19 protein-coding genes and 1 pseudogene are annotated in these 20,929 nt (G+C 70.7%); 2 read left to right on the top strand and 18 right to left on the bottom strand.

Annotation, left to right across the window (positions count from 1 at the left end; genetic code table 11):
* Nucleotides 1-9 precede the first annotated feature (9 nt).
* Nucleotides 10-891, bottom strand: coding sequence for an endonuclease/exonuclease/phosphatase family protein (locus E6O51_RS06455; RefSeq protein WP_230976713.1), 882 nt, complete (start codon nt 889-891; stop codon nt 10-12).
* A 164-nt stretch (nt 892-1,055) separates the two neighbouring features.
* Here E6O51_RS06455 and E6O51_RS06450 point away from each other — a divergent pair, with 164 nt between their 5' ends.
* A complete protein-coding gene (locus tag E6O51_RS06450) occupies nt 1,056-1,913 on the top strand; it encodes an HDOD domain-containing protein (protein WP_136384151.1) in 858 nt (285 codons plus the stop codon).
* Here E6O51_RS06450 and E6O51_RS06445 read toward each other — a convergent pair.
* Genes E6O51_RS06445 through E6O51_RS06425 form a run of 5 tightly spaced genes read right to left on the bottom strand, consistent with a single transcriptional unit; the run spans nt 1,900 to nt 6,919 of the window.
* A complete protein-coding gene (locus E6O51_RS06445; RefSeq protein ID WP_136384150.1) occupies nt 1,900-2,382 on the bottom strand; it encodes a hydrogenase maturation protease in 483 nt (160 codons plus the stop codon). The two genes, E6O51_RS06450 and E6O51_RS06445, sit on opposite strands and share 14 nt — an antisense overlap.
* Nucleotides 2,382-3,845: a Ni/Fe hydrogenase subunit alpha gene (locus E6O51_RS06440; RefSeq protein ID WP_136384149.1), complete on the bottom strand. Its 1,464-nt coding sequence runs from the start codon at nt 3,843-3,845 to the stop codon at nt 2,382-2,384. Before E6O51_RS06440 ends, E6O51_RS06445 begins: the two co-directional genes overlap by 1 nt.
* Before the next feature lie 10 nt (nt 3,846-3,855).
* On the bottom strand, nt 3,856-4,419 hold the full coding sequence (locus E6O51_RS06435; RefSeq protein WP_136384148.1) for an NADH-quinone oxidoreductase subunit B family protein: 564 nt from the start codon (nt 4,417-4,419) through the stop codon (nt 3,856-3,858).
* The gene (locus tag E6O51_RS06430) at nt 4,419-5,123 is read right to left on the bottom strand and encodes a 2Fe-2S iron-sulfur cluster-binding protein (RefSeq protein ID WP_136384147.1); all 705 of its coding nucleotides are present in this window, start codon (nt 5,121-5,123) and stop codon (nt 4,419-4,421) included. The genes E6O51_RS06435 and E6O51_RS06430 overlap by 1 nt, the downstream gene beginning before the upstream one ends.
* The gene (locus E6O51_RS06425) at nt 5,120-6,919 is read right to left on the bottom strand and encodes an NAD(P)H-dependent oxidoreductase subunit E (protein ID WP_136384146.1); all 1,800 of its coding nucleotides are present in this window, start codon (nt 6,917-6,919) and stop codon (nt 5,120-5,122) included. Before E6O51_RS06425 ends, E6O51_RS06430 begins: the two co-directional genes overlap by 4 nt.
* Here E6O51_RS06425 and E6O51_RS06420 point away from each other — a divergent pair.
* A pseudogene (locus E6O51_RS06420) lies at nt 6,869-9,247 on the top strand (putative bifunctional diguanylate cyclase/phosphodiesterase); the annotation flags it as partial. The gene E6O51_RS06425 and the pseudogene E6O51_RS06420 overlap by 51 nt on opposite strands.
* 41 nt (nt 9,248-9,288) lie before the next feature.
* On the opposite strand, the gene E6O51_RS22215 reads toward E6O51_RS06420, so the two are convergent.
* From E6O51_RS22215 to E6O51_RS06365, 12 genes are all read right to left on the bottom strand, one after another.
* On the bottom strand, nt 9,289-10,215 hold the full coding sequence (locus E6O51_RS22215; RefSeq protein WP_136384144.1) for a DUF364 domain-containing protein: 927 nt from the start codon (nt 10,213-10,215) through the stop codon (nt 9,289-9,291).
* Entirely contained in the window at nt 10,212-11,264 is a 1,053-nt protein-coding gene (locus E6O51_RS06410) for a hypothetical protein (protein WP_136384143.1), read from the bottom strand. The genes E6O51_RS22215 and E6O51_RS06410 overlap by 4 nt, the downstream gene beginning before the upstream one ends.
* Nucleotides 11,265-11,342: 78 nt before the next feature.
* Nucleotides 11,343-12,419, bottom strand: a complete 1,077-nt coding sequence (locus E6O51_RS06405) for an ABC transporter substrate-binding protein (RefSeq protein ID WP_136384142.1) — start codon at nt 12,417-12,419, stop codon at nt 11,343-11,345.
* 40 nt (nt 12,420-12,459) lie between these two features.
* Nucleotides 12,460-14,613: a TonB-dependent receptor gene (locus E6O51_RS06400; RefSeq protein WP_136384141.1), complete on the bottom strand. Its 2,154-nt coding sequence runs from the start codon at nt 14,611-14,613 to the stop codon at nt 12,460-12,462.
* Between the two features lie 205 nt (nt 14,614-14,818).
* Nucleotides 14,819-15,604 carry an ABC transporter ATP-binding protein gene (locus E6O51_RS06395; RefSeq protein ID WP_136384140.1) on the bottom strand — a complete coding sequence of 262 codons (786 nt, stop codon included), beginning with the start codon at nt 15,602-15,604 and terminating at the stop codon, nt 14,819-14,821.
* On the bottom strand, nt 15,601-16,656 hold the full coding sequence (locus E6O51_RS06390; RefSeq protein ID WP_211091343.1) for a FecCD family ABC transporter permease: 1,056 nt from the start codon (nt 16,654-16,656) through the stop codon (nt 15,601-15,603). Before E6O51_RS06390 ends, E6O51_RS06395 begins: the two co-directional genes overlap by 4 nt.
* Before the next feature lie 62 nt (nt 16,657-16,718).
* On the bottom strand, nt 16,719-17,510 hold the full coding sequence (locus E6O51_RS06385; protein WP_136384139.1) for a class I SAM-dependent methyltransferase: 792 nt from the start codon (nt 17,508-17,510) through the stop codon (nt 16,719-16,721).
* Nucleotides 17,507-18,301, bottom strand: a complete 795-nt coding sequence (locus tag E6O51_RS06380; RefSeq protein WP_136384138.1) for an ABC transporter ATP-binding protein — start codon at nt 18,299-18,301, stop codon at nt 17,507-17,509. The genes E6O51_RS06385 and E6O51_RS06380 overlap by 4 nt, the downstream gene beginning before the upstream one ends.
* Complete coding sequence (locus E6O51_RS06375) at nt 18,298-19,314, bottom strand: FecCD family ABC transporter permease (RefSeq protein ID WP_211091342.1); 1,017 nt, start codon at nt 19,312-19,314, stop codon at nt 18,298-18,300. The genes E6O51_RS06380 and E6O51_RS06375 overlap by 4 nt, the downstream gene beginning before the upstream one ends.
* Entirely contained in the window at nt 19,311-19,613 is a 303-nt protein-coding gene (locus E6O51_RS22045; RefSeq protein ID WP_211091341.1) for a TroA family protein, read from the bottom strand. Before E6O51_RS22045 ends, E6O51_RS06375 begins: the two co-directional genes overlap by 4 nt.
* A gap of 9 nt (nt 19,614-19,622) precedes the next feature.
* A complete protein-coding gene (locus E6O51_RS06370) occupies nt 19,623-20,357 on the bottom strand; it encodes an ABC transporter substrate-binding protein (protein WP_211091340.1) in 735 nt (244 codons plus the stop codon).
* Nucleotides 20,354-20,917 carry a DUF2478 domain-containing protein gene (locus E6O51_RS06365; protein ID WP_136384137.1) on the bottom strand — a complete coding sequence of 188 codons (564 nt, stop codon included), beginning with the start codon at nt 20,915-20,917 and terminating at the stop codon, nt 20,354-20,356. The genes E6O51_RS06370 and E6O51_RS06365 overlap by 4 nt, the downstream gene beginning before the upstream one ends.
* Nucleotides 20,918-20,929 lie beyond the last annotated feature (12 nt).

Here is a 20,929-nt window from a genome sequence, read left to right as displayed (position 1 = left end):
GCCGCGAGGTCAGCCCAGTGCCAGCGTGAGCACCACCGGCTGATGATCGGAGGCGGGGGTGTCGGTGTCCACCTCCACCCCCTTCACCAGCCCGGCCAGGTCGGCGGTGACGAAGAAGTAGTCGCAGCAGTAGGGCCGGTCCGGCCATTCGGCGCCGTGCAGGCCCACGGTGGGCTCGTGGGCCAGTTGCGGATGGCGGATCTGCCAGGCGTCGCGCCAGCCCGGCCCCACGTTGCCGAGCGGTTCGCACAGGGCGGCCAGTTCGGGGCTGTCCGGCTCGCAGTTGAAGTCGCCGCACAGCACGGCGGAAGCCGGGCGCGGACGGGCGGCGAAGGCCGGATTGCCTTCGTCCCGCACACCGCCGCCGACCGCCACGGCGTTGGCCGCCGCCTCGCGCTGCAGGGCGCGCAGCGCCTCGGCCTGGGCGCGGCGCTGGCGCTGGGAGTAGTACTCCAGGTGGGTGGTCATGACCCGCAGCCAGCCCCAGGGCACCGCCACCACGGTCTCCACGCACACGCGCTGCATGGACGGCTGGGCCGGATCGGGCGGGCTGGGCAGCAGGTGGCGGAAGACCTGGTCCACCGGCAGGCGGGAGAGCACCAGGTTGCCGAAACGCGAGCGTCCGCCTTCGCCGTCGCGCACGTCCAGCGCAGCGCCGAAAGCCGGTTCGTACCCCGGAAAGGCCTCCGCGAACCAGGCCGGCTCGTCCTCCCGCGCGCCGCCCGGCAGACCGGCGAGATTGCTCGCGACTTCCTGCAGGCAGATCACGTCGGCACCGCCCGTGCCGCCCAGGGCGCGGAGGGCGCGTACCGTGCGCTCCAGGTCCACCCGCCCGTCGGCCCCGCGCCCCCACTGGATGTTCCAGCTCACGATCTTCACCGAGGTCTTCATCGCTCACGCTCCGCATCCGTGTGGCCACCCTTGGATTATGGTTCAGCCGGACGCCGGCTTCACGCCGGCTGCACGCGCCGGCTGGCCGTTATTTGCGCTGCACCATTCCCGTTGCCGGGCGGATCGCAGATAATCCACCCCGCCCGCTCTTCGGAAACCGCACCATGCACTCGGCCCAGGAACTCGTTTCCCAGCTCGACGCCCTCGTCTCCCTGCCCACGGTCTACCACCGCATCCGCGACGAACTCGATTCGCCGGACGGCTCGGTGATCGAGGTCGGGCGCCTGGTGGGCGCGGACCCGGCCCTGACCGCCCGCCTGCTGCGGGTCGTCAACAGCGCGCTGTACGGCTACGGCGGCCAGATCGATACGGTCGGCCGCGCGGTGCAGATTCTCGGCCTGCAGCAGGTGCACGACCTGGTGCTGGCCATGTCCCTCAGCTCGGTGTTCTCCGGCGTCCGCCCGGAACACATGGACATGCACCGATTCTGGCGCGGCAGCGTGATGTGCGCCCTGGCCGCGCGCGCGATCGCCCGTGGGCTGGGACTGCCCAGCGCCGAGCGCCTGTTCGTCATCGGCCTGCTGGCCGACCTGGGCCATCTGGCGATGTACCAGGTGGTGCCCGACCTGGCCTACGAGGCGCAGGTGCAGGCCGACCGCAGCGGCGAACCGCTGGCCGACACCGAACGCGCCGTCATCGGCTGCGATTTCGCCGAGGTGGGCGCCGCGCTGGTGGATCACTGGAAACTGCCGCCCTGTTTTTCCGAGGTCCTCGGCGCCCAGCTCGATCCGCGCCTGGGCGGCGACAGCGCCTTCGACGCGGCCATCGTGCATGTGGCGGCCCAGGTGGTGCGCGCCGACCGCTACGGCGAATCCAGCGAGGAGGCGGCCGCGCGCATCGACAGTTCGGTGTGGGTGCAGTTGTCCATGTCGCCCGCCAGCCTGGGGCGCATCCGCGAAGAGGCGGAACTGAACCTGGCGGCCTACGTGGCGCTGTTCTTCCCCAAGCTCAGCGTGCAGTAAGCTCGCTGTCCCAATCTGCCGCCCTGGCCAGCAGGCGCTGCAGCAGCGCCCAGGCCTGTTCGGCAGCAGCGGCAGACTGGGGCGACAGCCCTTCTCCCAGCTCGAAGCTTTCCCCGGCCACGCCCAGCACCCAGGCCGGCGGCGCGGGCCGGCCCAGCACCTGCTCGAACACCGCCAGCACCGCCGCGGGCGCCAGCGCATGGGAAAAGGCCGTGCGCCCGGCCGCGGGCGCGACGGGCGCAAGGCTGAACGGCCCCGCCAAACCCCGCGCCGCGTCCACGAACAGCACGCGCGCCGCGCCGTCCATCTCCAGCGCGTGTTCCACCTGCAACTGGAAATCGGCGAGCACGCGCACCCCGGGCAGGTCCAGCTCTTCCAGCCGGCGCGCGAGCAGCGGGCCGAGGGCGTCGTCGCCGCGGGATTCGTTGCCCACCGCCAGCACCAGCACCCGGGGCGCCGGCCCCTCCATCAGTCGCGCACCACCCGGTCGTGCACGGTGCCATCCGGCCCGGCCAGTTCCACCACCAGCGGCATCTGCCCCAGCGCGTGGGTGGCGCAGGACAGGCAGGGGTCGTAGGCGCGGATCGCCACCTCGATGTGGTTGAGCAGCCCTTCCGTGAGCGTGCGCCCGGAGAGATATCGCTTGGCCACCTCGCGCACCGCGCTGTTCATGGCCTGGTTGTTGTGGGTGGTGGAGACGATGAGGTTGCACATGGTCACCAGGTCGTCCTCGCCGATGCGGTAGTGGTGGATCAGCGTGCCGCGCGGCGCTTCGATGATGCCCACGCCTTCGCGGCGGTGGGCGCCCTCGGTGAGGAGGGCGCCGCTCATCAGGTCGGGATCGTCCAGCAGGCCGCGGATGACCTCGGCCGCGTGCAGCATCTCGATCATGCGCGCCCAGTGGTAGGCCAGCGACGCGTGGATCGGCCGGCCCTGGCCATAATCGACGAATTCCCGCCGCTCGGCTTCGGCCAGGGGCGTGGGGATGAAGTCGCAGTTCTGCACGCGGGCGAGCGGCCCCACCTTGTACCAGCCGGCCTCGGGGCCCAGGTCGTTCAGGAAGGGGAACTTCATGTAGCTCCAGGGCTTGACCTCTTCGCTGATCACCTCGTGGTAGTCCTGGTCCGGCACGTGGTCGCGCAGTATCCGCCCTTGCGCGTCGCGGAAGCGCAGGTCGCCGTGGTAGAGGTCCATGGCGCCGTCGCTGCGCACCAGACTCATGAAGCCGGAATCGAAGGTGCCGAACACGTCGTACAGGGCCGGGTCGGCCCGGTGCAGGCGCTTGACCAGTTCCACCGCGGCGCGGCTCCAGTCCACGATCTGGTGGATGTCGCGGCTGAGCAGCGCGTGGTCCTCGGCGGACAGGTGGCGGTTCATGCCGCCGGGCACCGCGCCGGTGCCATGCACCTTCTTGCCCGCGGTGGCGCGGATCACTTCCTGGCCGAACTTGCGCAGCAGCACGCCCTGGCGCGCGACCTCGGGATGCGCGGCGGCGACACCGACGATGTTGCGCCGCGCGACGTCGGATTCGAAGCCGAACAGCAGGTCGGGCGAGGACAGGTGGAAGAAGTGCAGCGCGTGGGACTGCAGGATCTGGCCGTAGTGCATCAGCCGGCGCAGCTTCTCGGCGCTGGCGGTGACGGGCGCGGCGCCCACCGCGATGTCCAGCGCCTTGGCCGCGGCCAGGTGGTGGCTCACCGGGCAGATGCCGCACAGGCGCTGCACCATGACCGGCACTTCCCAGTACGGCCGGCCCTGGATGAAGACTTCGAAGCCGCGGAATTCGACGATGTGCAGGCGCGCTTCGCGCACCTGGTCGTGCTCGTCGATCAGCAGCGTGACCTTGCCGTGCCCTTCCACCCGCGACACCGGCTCGATGGCCACGCGGCGCAGGTTTTCGCGGTTTTCAGCGGTTTCCAGTTCGAAGCTCATGGTCTGTTTTTCAATCGTAGTGCAGCAGCGGGTGGGACAGGCGCGGCGTGCGCCCAGCGATCAGGTCGGTGAGGAATTTCCACAGCGCCTCGCCCGAGGGCGGGCAGCCGGGGACGAAGTAGTCGATCCGTACCACCTCGTGGATGGGATGCACCTTGTCGAGCAGCAGCGGCAGTTCCGGGTCGTTGGGGATCTGCGGCTGCGCCACCCCGTCGCGGAACTGGTACACCTGCTGCAGGCAGGCGCCGAGATCCAGGTGGTTGCGCTGCGCCGGCAGGCCGCCGTTGACCGCGCAGGCGCCCACCGCGACGAGAATCTTGCAGTTGCGGCGGAATTCGCGCAGCACGTGCACGTTCTCCGCGTTGCACACCCCGCCCTCGATCAGGCCCACGTCGCAGGGCCCGCAGTGCTTGATGTCGGTGATGGGCGAGCGGTCGAAATCCACCAGTTGCGCGAGTTCGAACAGGTGCTCGTCGATGTCCAGCAGGGACATGTGGCAGCCGAAGCAGCCGGCCAGGGAGGTGGTGGCCACGCGCAGCTTGGGACGGGAGACTTCAGAAGCGGCGGTGTCCATCACTCGTCCTCCTGCATGGCGACCACGCGGATGGGCTGGGCGTCGTACTTGCGCGCGCCGATGGGGGAGGCGAAGCCGACGCGCTTCGTCAGGATCACGCCCACCGGGCAGATGCTGGCAGCCCGGTCGCCGGCGGAGAAATCCGTGTCGGCCAAGCGCCCCGATTCCGCATTGACCGCCAGGTGCTTGTGGATGCCGCGCTCGGTGAGGGCGAACACGTTCTTGCCATCCACGTCGCGGGAGGCGCGCACGCACAGCTCGCAGAAGATGCAGCGGTTGAAGTCCAGCAGCACGTCCGGGTGGGAGGCATCCACCGGGCGGTCGGGGAAGAAGTGGTTGAAGCGCGGGGTGAGCATCTCCAGCTCGTAGGCCAGGGCCTGCAACTGGCAGTTGCCGCTCTTCTCACAGGAGGGGCAGAAGTGGTTGCCCTCCACGAACAGCATCTGCAGCAGCGCCCGGCGCTCGCCGTTGATCTCCGGCGTGTTGCTCTCCACCTCCATGCCGTCCTTGGCCGGCATGGCACAGGAGGACACGTGCCGCCCCGCCACCTTGACGATGCACAGCTTGCACGAGCCGTGGGCCGGGAAATCCGGGTGCCAGCACAGGTGGGGCACGTAGTGGCCGGCCGCGCGCGCGGCCTGGAGGATGGTCTGGCCGTCCTCGAAGGGCACGGGCTGGCCGTCGAAAAGGAAGGTGCCGCTCATGGCGTGGCCTCCTGGGTGGTGTCCAGATGGGCGCCGGGGTCGTCGCGCCCGGTCATGCGCCGGGCCGTGGCCAGCGCGGCGTCCAGGTCGAAGGCGGGCGCGAAGTCCAGGTGCTGCAGCCGGCGCTCGTAGGCGGGGCGGAACTTGAGCAGCGTGTCCAGCACCGGGTTGGGTGCGCTGGAACCCAGCCCGCAGTGGCTGGCGTTCTTCAGCAGGCGGTCTATCCATTCGATGTCGGCCAGGTCCATCATCGCGCCGTGGCCGCTGGCGAGCTTGTCCATGTAGCCCTGCAGCAGCGAGGTGCCGACCCGGCACGGGGTGCAGAAGCCGCAGCTCTCGTGGGCGAAGAAATGCACGAAGTTGCGCGCCACGGCGAACATGTCGCGGCTGGAATCGAACACCATGAAGGCCCCGGCCGTGGGCACGTCCTCGAAGGCGATGCGGCGGTGGAACTCGTAGCCGGCCAGGGTCACACCCGAGGCGCCGCCCACCTGCACCGCCTGCACGTCGGAGGCGCCGCAGTCCTCCAGCACCCGTTCGATGGTGACGCCGAAGGGGTATTCGTAGATGCCCGGGTAGGCGCAGTCGCCGGAAATGGACAGCAGCTTGGTGCCGGTGGATTGCGCCGTGCCGGTGGCGGCGAAGGCCGCGCCGCCGTTGATGGCGATGAGCGTGGTCTTGGCCAGCGTCTCCACGTTGTTCACCACCGTGGGGCGGCCCTTGTAGCCGTGGGTGACCGGGAAGGGCGGGCGGATGCGCGGCGTGCCGCGCCTGCCTTCGAGGGATTCCAGCAGCGCCGTTTCCTCGCCGCACACGTAGGCGCCGGCCCCCAGGTGGATGTCGATGTCGAAGTCGAAGCCCGTCTCGCCCAGGATGCCCCGCCCCAGCAGACCCGCGTTGCGGCGGCGCGCCAGCACTGCGCGCAGGGGTTCCAGCAGATAGCGGTATTCGCCGCGCAGGTAGAGGAAGCCCCGCTGCGCGCCCGTCGCCCAGGCCGCCAGCGTCATGCCCTCGAACACCAGGTCGGCGAAGCTCGTCAGCAGCACCCGGTCCTTGAAGGTGCCCGGCTCGCCCTCGTCGGCGTTGCACACCACCACCTTGCCGGCGCCGGGCGCATCGCGGCAGGCCATCCATTTGACCGCGGTGGTGAAGCCCGCCCCGCCGCGCCCGCGCAGGTTGGCCGCACGCATCTCTTCCAGCCAGCCCTCGCGCCCGCGCATCACGGCGGCCTTCAGCGCCTCGCCCGGGCGCTGGCTGGAGCCGAGCAGCGCGTCGCGGCGGCGGATGTTGTCGTCCACGTGGAAGAGTTCGGCCGGCCAAGCGGCGAGCGGCTCCTGGCGGCGGATCAGTTCGGCGATCTGGTTGACCCGCGCATGGTTCAGGCGCGTGAGCGGGCGGCCATTGACCAGCAGCGCCGGCCCCTGGTCGCACATGCCGGTACAGGAGGTGGTATCCACGCTGACCAGGCCGTCTTCCGACACCTTGCCCCGCTCCACCCACAGCTTGCCGCACAGGGCCTCCATCAGCGCGGGCGCGCCCAGCATGCGGTCGGTGACGTTGTCGGAGAACAGCACCCGGTAGCGCCCCACCGGACGGGCATGGAGGAAGCTGTAGAAGCCGGCCACGCCCTCGACATGGGCGCGGGAGAGGCCGAGCCCGCCGGCCACCTGCGTCAGCACCCCCGGCGGCAGCCAGCCCAGCGCCTCCTGGAGTTCGACCAGCACCTGCAGCAAGCGCGACGGCTCATGGCCATGGCGCGCGATTACGTCTGCAACAAGCTTCCCGTCATCGGACATGGTGCGGCTCCGGCAGCGTTCGTACGGGCGATTATATTGCACCGCGAAAAACGCGTTTGTTTTGATCTGTGTACCCCTTGTGTGCATTTTCACGGGGCACGGCGGGCCCCCGAACGGTGCATGCGGATGCCTCCCTCCCCGCGGCAGACCGCGAAAACCCGTGAAACGGCACCTGCCGCCGATGGTGCGTTACTTGCTTGCTGCGAGCGGGTACAGGCACCTGCGAGTCCGCATGAATTCCGAACCCAATCTGCCCGTTCGCCGCGCCGCGGCGCTGCGGCTGCCGTGCGGCAGAGGCGCATGAACGCGCGCGACGCCGCCCTGCCGCCGCTGGCCGGGAACGAGTCGCCCTTCGGCCGGCTGCCGCACATCGACGCGGCGCGGGTGCTCGCGGTGCTCGTGGACAACCTGGACGGCATGGTCTTCCGCTGCGGCATCGACCCCGGGTGGACGATGTTCTTCGTCAGCGAGGGCTGCCGGCGGCTGACGGGCTACGCCCCCGAAGAACTGATCGGCAGCGCCCACGTGTGCTGGGAGGAGCTGACCGACCCGCTCGACCGCAACCGCGTCCGCAGCGAGATCATGGCCGCCCTGGCCGCAGGCACGCGCTACCGCTGCGAATACCGCATCCACTGCCGCGACGGCAACACGCGCTGGGTCGTGGAGCGCGGACGCGGCGTCGTGGACGAATGGGGCCGGCAGGTGCTGGAAGGCTTCATCGAGGACGTCACCGAGCAGGTGGAAACCCTGCGCCGCCTGGCCGAGGCCGAAGCGCGCTACCGCGGCCTGTTCGAGAACGCCATCGTCGGCGTGTTCCAGACCACCGCCGACGGCCGCTACCTGTCGGCCAACGGGACCCTGGCGCGGATGTACGGCTACCCCTCGGCCGCGGAGCTGATCGCCGACCTGCAGGACATCGGCCGCCGCCTCTACGTGGATCCGGCCCGCCGCCGCGAATTCGAGCGCGTCATGCGCGAGCGCGGCCACGTCAGCGAATTCGAATCGGAAATCCATCGCCGCGACGGCTCGACGCTGTGGATCTGCGAGAACGCCCAGGTGGTTTACGGCCCGGACGGCGCGCTGCTGTACTACCAGGGCACGGTCGAGGACATCAGCGAGCGCAAGCGCTACCGCGAACGGCTGGAATACCAGGCCAGCCACGATCTCCTCACCGGCCTGCCCAACCGCCACCTGCTCGCCGAATGCCTGCAGCGCGCGATGGCGCGCGCCGAACGCGACGGCGGCTGCGTGGCGCTGGCCTTCGTCGATCTCGACAACTTCAAGGTCATCAACGACAGCCTGGGCCATGCCACCGGCGACCGCCTGCTGGTCACCGTGGCCGCGCGCCTGCGGGCCAGCCTGCGGGGCGTGGACACCGTGGCCCGCCACGGCGGCGACGAGTTCGCGCTGGTGCTCTACCATCCCGGCCCGCGCGCGGCGCTGGATGGCGTGCTGGAGCGCATCCTCGCCGAAGTGGCCCAGCCGGTGCGCCTGGACGGCCACGAACTGCAGGTGAGCTGCAGCATCGGCGTGGCGCTGGCGCCGGCCGACGGCAAGGATCTCGACACCCTGCTGCAGAACGCCGACGCGGCCATGTACGCCGCCAAGTCGGCCGGACGCTCGGCCTTCGCCTTCTACACCCCGCAACTCAACAGCGCCGCCGTGGAGCGCCTGCACCTGGAGGCGGCCCTGCGCCGCGCGCTGGAACGGGGCGAGATCGAGGTGCACTTCCAGCCCAAGGTGGATCGCGACGGCCGTCCCGTCTCGGTGGAAGCCCTGGCGCGCTGGGACAGTGCCGAACTCGGTGCGATCCCGCCGGCGAAGTTCATCCCTATCGCAGAAGACACCGGACTCATCGAACCGCTCACGGAACACGTCCTCCGCACCGCCTGCCGGGAAGCGGCGGGCTGGGCGGGCGCCGGCCTGCCGCCCATCGGCGTGGCGGTGAATTTGTCGCCGCGCCTGCTGCGCGGCGCCGCCCTGGTCGAACGCGTCGCTGCCGCGCTCGCGGCGAGCGGCCTGCCGGCGCACCGCCTGGAGCTCGAAATCACCGAAGGCAGCCTGATGGGCACCGGCGCCGAGACCCTGGAGCGCCTCAACGCCCTCAAGGCCCTCGGCGTGCGCCTGGCGGTGGACGACTTCGGCACCGGCTATTCCTCCCTGTCCTATCTGCGCCGGCTGCCGCTGGACGTGCTGAAGGTGGACCAGTCCTTCGTCACCGGCGCGGTACGTGGTTCCGACCAGGCCATCCTCGCCCGCGCCATCATCTCCATCGGCCGCGAACTCGGCCTCACCGTGGTCGCCGAAGGCGTCGAGAGCAAGGCCCAATGGCGCCTGCTGCACGAAGCCGGCTGCCACGAGTTCCAAGGCTATCTGTTCTCCCGCCCGCTGTCGGCCGGCGACTTCGCCGGGTGGCTGCGCGAACGCACCGGCACGGGAGCGGGCGGCAGGCGCAGCGTCACGCGCTCCACCGTCTTGCCGAAGAAGTGGTAGCCGGAACCCCCTTCCGCGAGCAGGTCCAGCAGTTCGTCGGCGGCCAGCACGCGCGTGCCGCCGACGGCGGTGACGCCGCGCCGGGCGAAGGGTTCGGGGATCAGCGTCGCCGTCGGCCCGATCACCGCCGCCTCGGCCCCCGGCCGCAGCAGGTGCAGCAGACCGTCGAGCGTGCCGTTGATCAGCGTCGTGCCGGTGGTGATGAAGACGTCGGCCTGCGGCACGATTTCCGGCGCCTGGGCGGCGGGCGCGTAGAACGGCAGCTCTTCCGGCTTGAGGGTGGCCGGGTCCATCTCCAGGACGTGGAACGGCTGGCCGCGCCGGCGCAGTTCGCGCATGTAGGGCGGGAAGGCGCCGACCAGCGCGACGCGCTGTCCCGGTTCGATGGTGAGCGCATCGAAGGCATCGCCGTCGAGCAACTCGGCCCCGGCCGGTCCGCCCTCGCGCAGCCATAGTGTTTCGGCCAGTGCGTTGAGCGTGGCGATGGCCAGTGTCCGGCGCAGGTCCTGCGGGCGGTACAGGTCCTCGAGTACCTGCACGGCGGGGCGTCCGGCGATCTTGCCCGGCGTCGGCATGGCTTTTGCCGAACTCGGGCAGCACACCGCCTCCGGCACGCTCTTGATCGGCGTCGCGCACAGGCCGCCGGCACCGTTGGAGAGCTTCACGCCGGTGAAGAAGATGCCGAGCACGGCGCGCTCGATGGTCAGGAGGCCGGCCTCCGTGCCGAGGCGGGCGAGCACGGTGGCGTGCAGGTCCGCGAGCAGGGTGTCCGGCCGTTCGACGGGGTTCGGCGCCTGGTTCATGCTTGTTCTCCGCTGTCCGGACGGCGGGCGAAATGCAGCTTGGTGTTGCCGTATTCGCCGGGCAGGTCGCTATACCCGGTATCGACGAGGCCGGCGTTCTCCAGTCTCTGGCTGAACTGTTCGAGGTGGCACAGCGGGTGACTGTCGGTCAGCACCGCCTTGTCCAGGTCGCGCAGCCCCCCCGGTGCCGTCTCGCAGGCTTCCAGGCAGAACCAGTGCGCCGCGCACAGCCCGCCGCCCGGCGCCAGCCGCGCGGCCGTGGCGGCGAGGGCGTCGGCGGTGGATTTGCGCACCGGATAGAGGGCGTGGAACAACAGCACGTAGTCGTAGGTTCCGGATGCCGGCGGTTCGAGCGGGCTGCCGGCGTGCACGGCGGTACGCCCGGCGAGGCCGCAGGCGTCGAGCACGGCCCGGGTCCTGGCGACCGCCGCGGGGGCGACCACGACCGCGGCGTCGAGGTCCGGCAGGGTCTGGCAGAGTGCGGCGGCGGCCAGTCCGTCGCCGGCGTCGAAGCAGAGCAGGCGGCGCGGTGTCGTGCCGTTCCGCCGCCAGCGCGCGGCGAGCGTGTCGGCCAGCCGCAAGGCTTCGCTCAGGAAGGGATGCAGTGCAATGGCGGGGGGCATGGCAGCGGCTTCGGGCGTCGGGGCCGGCCCGCCTTCCTCCGTGAGAAAGGCGTGCAGATCCGGCCAGCCGCGGGCCGGCTGGAGCAGCGCCTCGATTTCCGCCGCCCGGCACCAGGGGGAGCTGGAAACCAGGACCGAACGCAGGTCGGGGGCCAGGGTGTAGGTGCCATGCCGGCTTGCGAGCAGGCCGAGGTCTTCGAGCGCCTGCAGGAAGCCGCCGAGGTGGGCGCCGCGCAGGCCGGTGGCCGCCGAGATGGCGGATTTTTCCGCGGGACCGTGCCGATCCAGCCAGTCGAAGAGGCCGCTGGCGAAGCCCGCGCGCAGCGCCTGGAAGGATTTGAAGCCGTCGACGATGCGGTGGATGGCCCGTGCCGCCGGGGGTGCATCGAGACCGGCGAGGTCAATGGGGGAGGCGTTCGTGTCCATGGGGTTGCTCCTGGTGGTTCAAGCGGTGGCAGGCCGCGCAGGCTGCCGTTCGGGATATCAAGGGTTTCCTGCTGCGCATCACCGGGGGCGGCTCATCAGGATGGTGTGGGCTTCCTCGTCGGTGAGCGGGTAGTCGAAGAAGCGCCGGTAGAAGGTGCGCATCTCCCTGCTCAGGTCGACGTCCGCGAACAGGGCGGGATGGAAGAGCTTGGCGGCCCACAGCACGGTCAGGGGCTGTTCGACGGTTCTCTGCCCCCATGCATGGGCGCCGGTCGGCGTGACGTAGACCTGTCCGTTCCGGACGGCACGCAGTTTCGCGAATCGCTCGTCCCGGTAGACGGCCGTCTCCTGCTCGGGCGAATTGACGATGAGGATGTCGGGATTCCACAGCAATAGCTGCTCATGGGAATAGTGTGCCGTGCCGCCCTTCGCCAGCCCGGCCGTGACGCTCTCGCCCCCAGCTTCCTCGATCCACCAGTTGGCGATGTCCAAGGGTGTCGCCATGGTGTTCGGGCTGAAATACAGCACTTTCGGCCGCCCCGCCCGGGATGTGCCGGCCAGGGCCTGCCGGATGCGGCGCATCGTGTCGTCGAGGTAGCGGAGGTAGTCCTCGCCCTGGGGCCGGCGATCCAGCGCGCAGCCCAGAATGTGCATGTTCGCGCGGATGTCGGAGGCATCCTTCCATTCGATGAACAGGACGGGAATCCTCGCGGCCTCGAGCACCCGGACCCGCGGCCGGTCCATGGTGATGACGAGGTCCGGGGCGAGTTCGACGAGGGTTTCGAGGTCGACCTCGCTGCTGATCTGCCCTTGCAGCACCGGACGATCGGCCAGGTAGGGGGCGATGGCGGTCTGCAGCCACCATCTGTTCGACTGTGTGAAGCGCGGGGGAAGGCCATTGACGATGGCCCGCCCCGCGCCAAGGGTGAATAGATAGCCGTTGATGACCGGCACCGACCCGACGGTGGCGATGCGGTTCACGGTCGGGGGCAGCGTGACGGTCCGGCCGGCCATGTCGACGACGGCGCGTGCATGCGGGCCGCTCGCGGCGCAGTCCGGCGGAGCGTCCGCCGCTGCCGCGCCGCAGGCCAGGCCGCACGCGAGCAGCGCCAGCGCCGGGATCCGGAAACGCAGTTTTCCGCATCCGTTCAGCATCGAATCCTCCTTCGGCGCCCGCGCCCCCGGAATGGCCGGTTCAGAAGTTGTAGATCAGCGTGGCGTGGAGGTTGCGGCCGGGATAGGCGTAGGCATCCTGGGGAATCCGGCCGAGATAGGAGTAGGTCTCGTCGAAGAGGTTGTTGATGTCCACCTTCAGGTCCACGCTGCTGCGCTCTCCCGCTTCCCACAGGCGCTTGCGCAGGCTCAGGTTGGCCACGGTGAAGTTGCCGAAGCCGACCAGCGGACCGTCGCCGACGTTGGAGCGTCCGCCGTACTGCTTGCCGTAGAAGCTGAAGTTCAGGTTCCCGGAGAACTTCGAGGCCGGATGGCTGAAGCGGATGCCGTAGCTCGCGGTGGTGTCCGGCATGCGGGCGATGGGCCACCATTTGCCCAGCAGCCCCGGCCCGCCCTCGTCGATGACTTCCTTCTTGCGGGTCATGTGGGTGACGTTGAGGTAGGGGCGCAGCTCCACGCTGCGGTAGCCGAGCAGGCCGGCCACGTCCGCGCTGGCCTGGATTTCCACCCCTTCCTGGATGCGCCTGTCGACGTTCATGACCACCCGCCCTTGCGGGGTGCCGCCGCCGGGCCGCACGCCCGGGTAGATATAGACGTTGTCCTTGATCTCGTAATAGAAGTAGGTGCCGGACAGCCGCCAGTCGGTACGCGCCAGGTCGAAGCCGATTTCGTAGGCGTCGGTGAACTCGGGCTTGAGCCGGGGGTCGCCGGGTGCGCCGTAGTCCTCGTAGAAGCTGCTGGCGAAGAGCTGCCGTCCCGACGGCGCCCGCCAGCCCTGGGTGTAGTTGGCCCGCAGTTTGAGTCCATCCACCGGCAGCCAGGACACGCCGACGGTCGGCGAAACGTGGTGGAAGCTGCGGCGGGCGGGCAACTGGTCCCGCGAGGTGATCCCTCTGCTGGTGAAGTAAGGGACCCTGTCGTAATGCTCGTCGCCGACCGACAGATCCTTGGCGCTCGCGTGCTCGTAGCGCAGGCCGCCCGACAGGTTGAGCGCCCCGTCCTGGAGCTTGAGCGTACCCACCATGTAGGCGCCCCAGAGGGTGGTGGTGCTGGTGGGATGCATGGGATAGCCCAGGCCCGCCCATTGGGGATCGAGCCCGCCCGGGCGCAGGAAGTTGCTGCGGGCGGTGGACGAGTTCTCGAGCTCGTACTTGATGTAGTCCACGCCGCCGGTGACGTCGAACAGCGTGGAGACATAGGTCAGGCTGCCCTGGGCCCGGTCCGTATCGGCCTCCTGCCCTTTCGGATATCGGGATGCGGCATCGTAGGTTTCGTAGATGTCCTTGCCCTGCCCGACGTTCGCTTTCCACGACAGGCGGCCGTCTTCGGTGGCGCCTTCATAGTTCAGGTAGAGCAACTGGGTCTTGCGGTCCGTATAGCTGTTGTTGCGGATTTCCCCTTCCTCGTCGACGTAGGACGGCCGGTGGGCCTTGTCCACGTTGTAGTGGTAGCCGTCGATGCCGATGCGGTGCCGCTCGTTGAAGGTGTAGCCGAGGTTGAAGTTGAGGCGCTCGGTGGCGTCGGTGCGGGTGTTGTGGACCTTGTCGCCGCGGCCGTCCTTGTAGTCGCGGCGCACGGTGCCGTGTTCGTAGCCGAAGGTGTAGTCGAACCGGCCGGCGCGGCCGTTCAGATCCACGCCGGCCCGGTAGGCGTCGTAGCTGCCGAGGCCGATCCGCGCCGAGCCGCTGAAGTATTCCGGCCCGCCCCGCCTGGTGACGACGTTGATGATGCCGCCGGGGGACCCCATGGAGTACTTGAACATTTCGGGCCCGCGCAGCACCTCGACCCGCTCCACGTTGTTCAGGGATATCTGCCGGGTATTGGCAACGCCGGAGCGCCGGCCGTCGATGAGGATCAGCAGCTTGCCGTTGGCCTCGGTCATCAGATGCTCGGTGTGGAAGCCACGGATCAGCGTCGTGTTCTCACCGTGGTCGGTCGGGGTGGCCTCCACGGAGAAACCCTGCTCGATCAGCAACTCGCTCAGGTTCTGCGCGGAAGACCGCTTGATGGTTTCCTCGGTGATCGTGAAAGCGCTGGTGGCTGTCTCCCGCTCCTGCTCGGTGAAGCCTTCGGGATGCACGACCAGTTCGGACAGAACCCTGGGGCCGTCGGCATGGGCGGTGGATACGACGGGCAGCAAGAGCAAGGCTGCCATGACGGGACGAAGACAGTGCATCACATACTCCTTGGACAGGTTGGAAACTGCAATGGCAAGGCGTCGAGCCCTGGGCCGCGCCCCCTCTCCCCGGCCCTCTCCCGCGAGGGGAGAGGGAGAAAACCCGCGTCTCCGGACGTTCCGGGGACGAAGCTCCCCTCTCCCCTCGCGGGAGAGGGGCTGGGGGAGAGGGGCTGCCCCGCAGGGGCAAAAGCACACCGTGATTTCATGCGATCACCCTCCTGCCTGTCGGCCGGAAGGCCAGGCGCCGGCCGTCGGTGGCGTGCAGCAGTTCGACGTGCACGCCGTAGAGCAGGTGGATCGCCGCCGCGGTCAGTACCTCGCCGGGGTGGCCGTCGGCGGTGATGCGCCCGTCCACCAGCAGGGCGACCCGCTGACAGCCGGTGAGCGGCTGGTTGGGGTCGTGGGTGGTCATGAGCACGCCGTAGCCCTCCTCGGCGAGCCGTTCCAGCCGGTCCAGGAGGCGGACCTGGTTGCCGTAGTCGAGTCCGGCCAGGGGTTCGTCCATCACCAGCAGGCGCGCCTCTTGCGCCAGCGCCCGGGCGATCAGGGTCAGTTGCCGTTCGCCGCCGGAAATCTCGGTGTAGGCGCGTTCGGCGAGATGGGCGATGCCCAGGTGTTCGAGGATGCCTTGCACGCAGGCCCGGTCGGCGGCACCGGGCGCCTTGAGGAGGCCGGTGGCCGGCAGGCGCCCCATCAGCGCCACCTGGCGCACCGTGTAGGGGAAGGGCGCGACGTGCACCTGGGGCACGTAGGCGACCAGCCGCGCCAGTTGCCGGCGCTGCCAGCCGGCCAGCGGCTCGCCGTCCACCGTCACGGCGCCCCGGCCGGGCCGTTGCAGGCCGAGCAGGATTCTGAGCAGCGTGCTCTTGCCGGCGCCGTTGCTGCCCAGCAGGCAGACCAGTTCGCCGGCGCTCAGCGCCAGGCTGGCGCCCGTCAGGACGGGACGGCCGCGGTAGGCGAAGTGGATGTCGCGGGCGGCGATGCTCATGTCCACCCCCGCCGCACGCGGCGCAGCACGAGCAGGAAGACCGGGATGCCGAGCAGTTCGGTGACGATGCCGATGGGCAGTTCGGTGGCGAACAGGTTGCGCGCCAGGCCGTCTGCAAAGAGCAGGAAGGCGGCGCCCAGGCTCGCCGCCGCCGGCAGCAGGCGGGCATTGCCAGGCCCCACCAGCAGGCGCGCGATGTGCGGCACGACGAGGCCGATCCAGCCGATCATGCCGGCGATGGAAACCGTCAGCGCCGAGATCAGGGTCGCAGCGGCGATGGTGGTCAGGCGCACCGCCGTCACCGGTACGCCCAGCGCCCGCGCCTCGTCGTCGCCCATGGAGAGCGCATCCAGCGCGCGTCCCATCAGGCAGAGCATGAGGATGCCGGCCAGCATGGGCAGAGCGGCCCAGGCCATGTCGTCGATGCTGGCCTGCCCGAGGCTGCCCATCAGCCAATAGACGATGGCCGGCAACTGGCTGTAGGGGTCGGCCATGTACTTCACCATCGTGAGCAGCGAGGTGAACAGCGCGCCGCTGAGAATGCCGCCGAGGACCAGCATGATGATCGAGCCGCCGCCGAACAGATGGGCGATGCCCACCCCGATGCCGACCGCGGCGAGCCCCATGACGAAGGCGCTGGTCTGGACCAGCAGCCAGTGGCCCTCCAGCAGGATGCCCAGCGCGGCCCCCGCGGAGGCGCCGGCCAGCACGCCCAGCAGCCCTGGCGAGACCAGCGGATTGCGGAACAGCGCCTGATAGGCTGCGCCGGACACCGACAGCGAGGCGCCGACCAGGATCGCGGCCAGCACGCGCGGCAAGCGGATTTCGACGATCAGGTTGTAGAGCAGCGCGTAGCGGTCCGGCTCCATGGAGACGAAGCCGGCGGCGGCGAGCAGGAAGCGCACGGGCTCCCACGGCGGCAGCGGATAGCGGCCGAACGACAGCGCGGCCAGCGTGGCCGCCAGTGCCAGCAGGGGCGCGACGAGCCAGCGCGTGCGCACGGTCGCCGGGGCGGTGGCGGGCGCCGGACGCGTGGAGGCCATTTCAGCCATGTTGCGGCGCCGGCGCGGAAGAAGTGTGCGTGTCGGGGGTCATGGGGTGTCCCGGTTTCCGTTCAACCCGGCCGCTTGTCCCAGGAGATGAAAGCCCAGCGCATCGGTACGCCGGGGATCGGCGCCGGCTGGCGCAGGTACCACGCATGCAGGCGTTCGCGCTCGGCGGCGGAGAGTTCGCCGAGCGCCCAGCCGACGCGCGCGGCGAATTCGTCGAAACCGGCCGCACCGCTCAGCCGGCCCTCGGCCTCGATGTAGTCGAGGCGCGGGTGGATGCCCATGCGGTGCAGGATGTTCACGGCGTAGATGTAGTCCGGCAACGCCGGCAGGTCGCGGCCGACGGCCTCGATCACCGCGGCATCGACGAAACGGCCGCCGACCAGGTGGGTCAGGTACACCCGCCGCTTCGCCTTGTCGTTCAGCTTGTGCAGCGCGGCTTCCAGGTCGGCCACCGTGGTCGAGCGCGAGGCGACGACGATGTCGCAGGCCGGCACCGCCGCCCAGTCGTCCTCCCAGGCGAGGTGCAGGGCCTCGACGTTGTTGCGGCCGAGCGCCGCCGCGTTGTCGAGCAGCGCGTCGAGCATCCCGCGGCTGAAGTCGAGGCCGATCACGCGTTCCAGGCGTTCGGCGAGCGGCAGGCAGATGGTGCCGGTGCCGCAGCCGACGTCGAGCAGCGTGCGCGCGCCGGCGAGATCCATGCGGCCGATGAATTCGTCGACGTAGCGGCTCTTCAGCGTCTTGCGGTTCATGTCCCCGGCGCGCGCATCCCAGGTGCCGGCAGGTTTCGGGTTGCGGTTGGCGGCGGCGAGGTGGTCGCGGTAGAGGCGGCCGAAGTCGATGGCGGCGATGCTCATGATGCGTGCCTCTCGGGTCGGTGCTGGGGGAATCGGGAGAACGCCGGCAGGCTGGCGGCGACGGCCGCCGCGTCCACGCCGTAGAGCGCAGCGAGCGCGTCCGGCGTCGCCACTTCGGCCGGCGCGCCGAGGCCGGCCAGCCGGCCCGGCGCCAGCAGCGCGATACGGTCGGCGACGCGCAGCGCGTGCTCCGGCTGGTGGGTGGACATGAACACGGCGATGCCGCGCCTGCGCAGCCGGCCGATGTGGTCGAGGACGCGGATCTGGTTGCCGAAGTCGAGGCTCGCCGTCGGCTCGTCCATGACCAGGAGCGCCGGCTCCTGCGCCAGCGCGCGGGCGATCAGCGTGAGTTGCCGCTCGCCGCCGCTGATCTCGGTGTAAATGCGCGTGCGCAGGTGGTCGACGCCGAGCGCCGCCAGGCAGTCGGCGGCGATCTCGCGGTCGTGCCGCGACGGCGCGGCGAAGCGCTCGATGCGCGCGGCGCGGCCCATCAGCACGATGTCCTCGACGGTGAACGGAAAGATGCCGGCGTGCGCCTGCGGCACGTAGCCGACCTTGCGCGCGAAGGCGGCGCGCGACCAGTCGGCGACCGGCTCGCCGAGCACGCGCACCTCGCCTGCGAGCGGCGGCAGCAGGCCGAGCAGGGTCTTGAACAGCGTCGTCTTGCCGCTGCCGTTCGGGCCGAGCAGGCAGAGCACCTCGCCGGCGCGGATGCCGAGCGAGATGCCGGCGCCGACGCGGCGGCCCGGATAGCCGATGGCCAGGTCGCGGGCCTCGACGGCGGCGCTCATGCTTGCCTCCCGGCGCGCGCCAGCAGCCAGAGGAAGAACGGCGCGCCGACCACGGCGGTGAGGATGCCGAGCGGCAGTTCGATCGGCGCCACGGTGCGCGCCAGCGTGTCGGTGGCGACCAGGAAGCCGGCGCCGAGCAGCAGCGAGGCCGGCAAGAGGCGCAAGAAGTCCGGGCCGACCAAGAGCCGCGCGACGTGCGGCACGACCAGCCCGATCCAGCCGACGATGCCGGCCAGCGACACGGCGGCGGCGGTGGACAGCGTCGCCGCGGCGACGAGGACGAGGCGCAGGCGGCCGACGTCGACGCCGAGCGCCGCCGCCTCCTCGTCGGCGAGGCTGAGCAGGTTGATGCGCCAGCGCAGCAGCGCCATCGGCAGCAGGCCGGCGAGCATGGCCGGCGCGGTCGCCGCGAGGTCGTGCGGGGTCACCGCGTTGAGGCCGCCAAGCAGCCAGAAAGTGATGGTCGGCAACTGCGTGTACGGGTCGGAGATGATCTTGACCAGCGAGATGCCGGCGCCGAGCAGCGCGCCGAGCGCGACGCCGGCGAGCACGAGGACGAGCACCGGATCGTGCCGCTGTACCAGCGCGGCGATGCGCCAGACGAAGGCGACGGCGAGGAGGCCGCCGACGAAGGCGATGCCCTGCACGAGGGCGAGCGGCAGGCCGAGGTAGATGCCGAGCGTCGCGCCCAGCCCGGCGCCGGCCGAGACGCCGAGGATGTCCGGCGACACCAGCGGGTTGCGGAACATGCCCTGGTAGGCGGCGCCGGCCGCGGCGAGCACGGCGCCGACCACGACGCCGGCGGCGACGCGCGGCAGGCGGATGTTCCACACCACGGTATCCACCGCCGCTGGCAGGCCGGAGCCGGTGCCGGAGAGGCGGCCGGCGAGCGAGCGCAGCAGGTCGCCCGGCGCCACCGGGAACTTGCCGACGGCGAAGGCGGTGACGAGCACCGCCAGCAGCGCAGCGGAGGCCGCCAGCCAGGCGGCGGCAGGGCGCACGGGAATGCTCATGCCTCGCCGCCGAGCAGCGCGTCGAACGCCGCCGCGCCCGGCTCGACGCCGTAGAACAGCCGGTAGAAGTCGGCCGTGGCCGCGCGCAGGGACGCCGCGTCGTCGCCGCGGCCGGGGTGGAGCAGCGCCAGCAGCCAGCGCACGCCGATCAGGCGGTTCACGCTCGGCGGCACGTCGAGCCAGCCGAAGGGCCGGGTCGGCGCCAGGTACACGCGGCGCTCGCGCACGGCCGCGAGCGGCCGCCACAGCGGATCGTCGAGCACGCGGCGGGCGAATTCGCGGTCCTGCGTGACGATCACGTCCGGGTCTCAGGCCAGCACCTGTTCGAGCGAAACCTTGGCGATGCCGCCACGGCCGGACTCGGCGGCGACGTTGCGGCCGCCGGCGAAGTCGATCGTCTCCATGTTGATCGAGCCGGCCAGCCCGGTTTCCAGCCCGCCGGCGCCGCGCGCGTAATAGACGCGCGGACGCTTTTCCGGCGGCACCGCGGCGCGCACGCGCCCGGCCAGCGCGATGGTCTCCTCGGCCCAGGCGGCGAGCCGTTCGCCGCGCGCGGCGACGCCGAGCAGGCGGCCGACCTCGCGCAACTGCGCCGGATGTTCGGCCAGCCGCCCGTGCACCAGCACGCACGGCAGCCCGGTCTGCTCGGCCACGCGCTGCATGGCGGAGAGGTAGGTGGCGTCGACGGTGCCGACGTCGAGGATGAGATCGGGCTGCAGTTGCAGCAGGGTTTCGTTCGACATCGTGCTGCCGCGCCCGGCCAGCCGCCCGACCTGGGGCAGCCCGCGCACCGCCGGCGGCAGCCAGGCGCGCGCCTCGGCGGAAACGTTCCACGGCCAGCCGAGCAGCTTCTCCGGCGCGAGCACGGCGAGCAGCGCGCTGGCCGGCGCGCCGCCGGCGAAGACGCGGCGGACGTCGGCCGGGGCCGGCAGGCGGCCGAAGGTGGCGGCGACGGTGCTCGTCGCACCCTCGCCGGCGCGGGCGGCAAGCAGCGGCAGCAGCGGGGCCGCGGCCAGGGCGCCGAGCAGGGTGCGGCGCTTCATCGCTTTTCCCCCGCGCCGACGACGCCGGCAAACCACTCTTCGAGCGCCGGCGGGCTGGCCGGCAGCTCGCTGCCGCAGCCGCCGGTGAACCAGCGCCAGTCGCGCAGCCAGTCGTCGGCGACGACGGTGAGCAGCGGCCGGCCCTCGCTCATCAGCGCCAGCATCTCGGCGGCGAAGCCGCCGCCGGCCGCTTCCAGCGCGCCGAAGCGGTTGGCAATGGCCAGGTCGGCACCTTCGTCGAGGGCACGGCGCAACGCGATGCTGGCGGCGGCGACGCCGCCCGGGTCGACGCTGCACGAGGTCGAGCCGGCGCCGAGCTTCTGGAAGAGCGGAAAGGAAAGACCGTGGTCGAGGTCCACGAGGACCGTATCCTCCTTGGCTTCGCCCCGGTGCTGCTGGACGATGCCGCACACGCGCCAGCCGCGCTTGCGCAGGCCGAATGCGAAATCGGCAAGAAGGCCGTCGACGGAGGCGTGGTGGGCATGCACGATGGCGGCAGCGGGGATGGCCATCACCGTCGGCGGCTCGGGCAGTGCAGCGATTGCGGTTTCTTTTTTCATGACGGCCCGTTG

This window comes from Pseudothauera rhizosphaerae (assembly GCF_004801305.1).
GTDB lineage: Bacteria > Pseudomonadota > Gammaproteobacteria > Burkholderiales > Rhodocyclaceae > Pseudothauera > Pseudothauera rhizosphaerae.
The sequence above is the reverse complement of the archived record's forward strand: the minus strand, read 5'-3'. Positions and strand labels throughout refer to the sequence as shown.

What these genes read in the sequence shown, in the direction of transcription:
- E6O51_RS06450 (WP_136384151.1), top strand. Translation starts at nt 1,056, where the DNA reads ATGCACTCGGCCCAGGAACTCGTTTCCCAGCTCGACGCCCTCGTCTCC.
- E6O51_RS06385 (WP_136384139.1), bottom strand. Translation starts at nt 17,510, where the DNA reads ATGAGCATCGCCGCCATCGACTTCGGCCGCCTCTACCGCGACCACCTC.
- E6O51_RS06365 (WP_136384137.1), bottom strand. Translation starts at nt 20,917, where the DNA reads ATGAAAAAAGAAACCGCAATCGCTGCACTGCCCGAGCCGCCGACGGTG.
- E6O51_RS06425 (WP_136384146.1), bottom strand. Translation starts at nt 6,919, where the DNA reads ATGTCCGATGACGGGAAGCTTGTTGCAGACGTAATCGCGCGCCATGGC.
- E6O51_RS06445 (WP_136384150.1), bottom strand. Translation starts at nt 2,382, where the DNA reads ATGGAGGGGCCGGCGCCCCGGGTGCTGGTGCTGGCGGTGGGCAACGAA.
- E6O51_RS06400 (WP_136384141.1), bottom strand. Translation starts at nt 14,613, where the DNA reads ATGCACTGTCTTCGTCCCGTCATGGCAGCCTTGCTCTTGCTGCCCGTC.
- E6O51_RS06455 (WP_230976713.1), bottom strand. Translation starts at nt 891, where the DNA reads ATGAAGACCTCGGTGAAGATCGTGAGCTGGAACATCCAGTGGGGGCGC.
- E6O51_RS06390 (WP_211091343.1), bottom strand. Translation starts at nt 16,656, where the DNA reads ATGGCTGAAATGGCCTCCACGCGTCCGGCGCCCGCCACCGCCCCGGCG.
- E6O51_RS06435 (WP_136384148.1), bottom strand. Translation starts at nt 4,419, where the DNA reads ATGGACACCGCCGCTTCTGAAGTCTCCCGTCCCAAGCTGCGCGTGGCC.
- E6O51_RS06410 (WP_136384143.1), bottom strand. Translation starts at nt 11,264, where the DNA reads ATGGACACGAACGCCTCCCCCATTGACCTCGCCGGTCTCGATGCACCC.
- E6O51_RS06395 (WP_136384140.1), bottom strand. Translation starts at nt 15,604, where the DNA reads ATGAGCATCGCCGCCCGCGACATCCACTTCGCCTACCGCGGCCGTCCC.
- E6O51_RS06430 (WP_136384147.1), bottom strand. Translation starts at nt 5,123, where the DNA reads ATGAGCGGCACCTTCCTTTTCGACGGCCAGCCCGTGCCCTTCGAGGAC.
- E6O51_RS22215 (WP_136384144.1), bottom strand. Translation starts at nt 10,215, where the DNA reads ATGAACCAGGCGCCGAACCCCGTCGAACGGCCGGACACCCTGCTCGCG.
- E6O51_RS06375 (WP_211091342.1), bottom strand. Translation starts at nt 19,314, where the DNA reads ATGAGCATTCCCGTGCGCCCTGCCGCCGCCTGGCTGGCGGCCTCCGCT.
- E6O51_RS06370 (WP_211091340.1), bottom strand. Translation starts at nt 20,357, where the DNA reads ATGAAGCGCCGCACCCTGCTCGGCGCCCTGGCCGCGGCCCCGCTGCTG.
- E6O51_RS06405 (WP_136384142.1), bottom strand. Translation starts at nt 12,419, where the DNA reads ATGCTGAACGGATGCGGAAAACTGCGTTTCCGGATCCCGGCGCTGGCG.
- E6O51_RS06380 (WP_136384138.1), bottom strand. Translation starts at nt 18,301, where the DNA reads ATGAGCGCCGCCGTCGAGGCCCGCGACCTGGCCATCGGCTATCCGGGC.
- E6O51_RS06440 (WP_136384149.1), bottom strand. Translation starts at nt 3,845, where the DNA reads ATGAGCTTCGAACTGGAAACCGCTGAAAACCGCGAAAACCTGCGCCGC.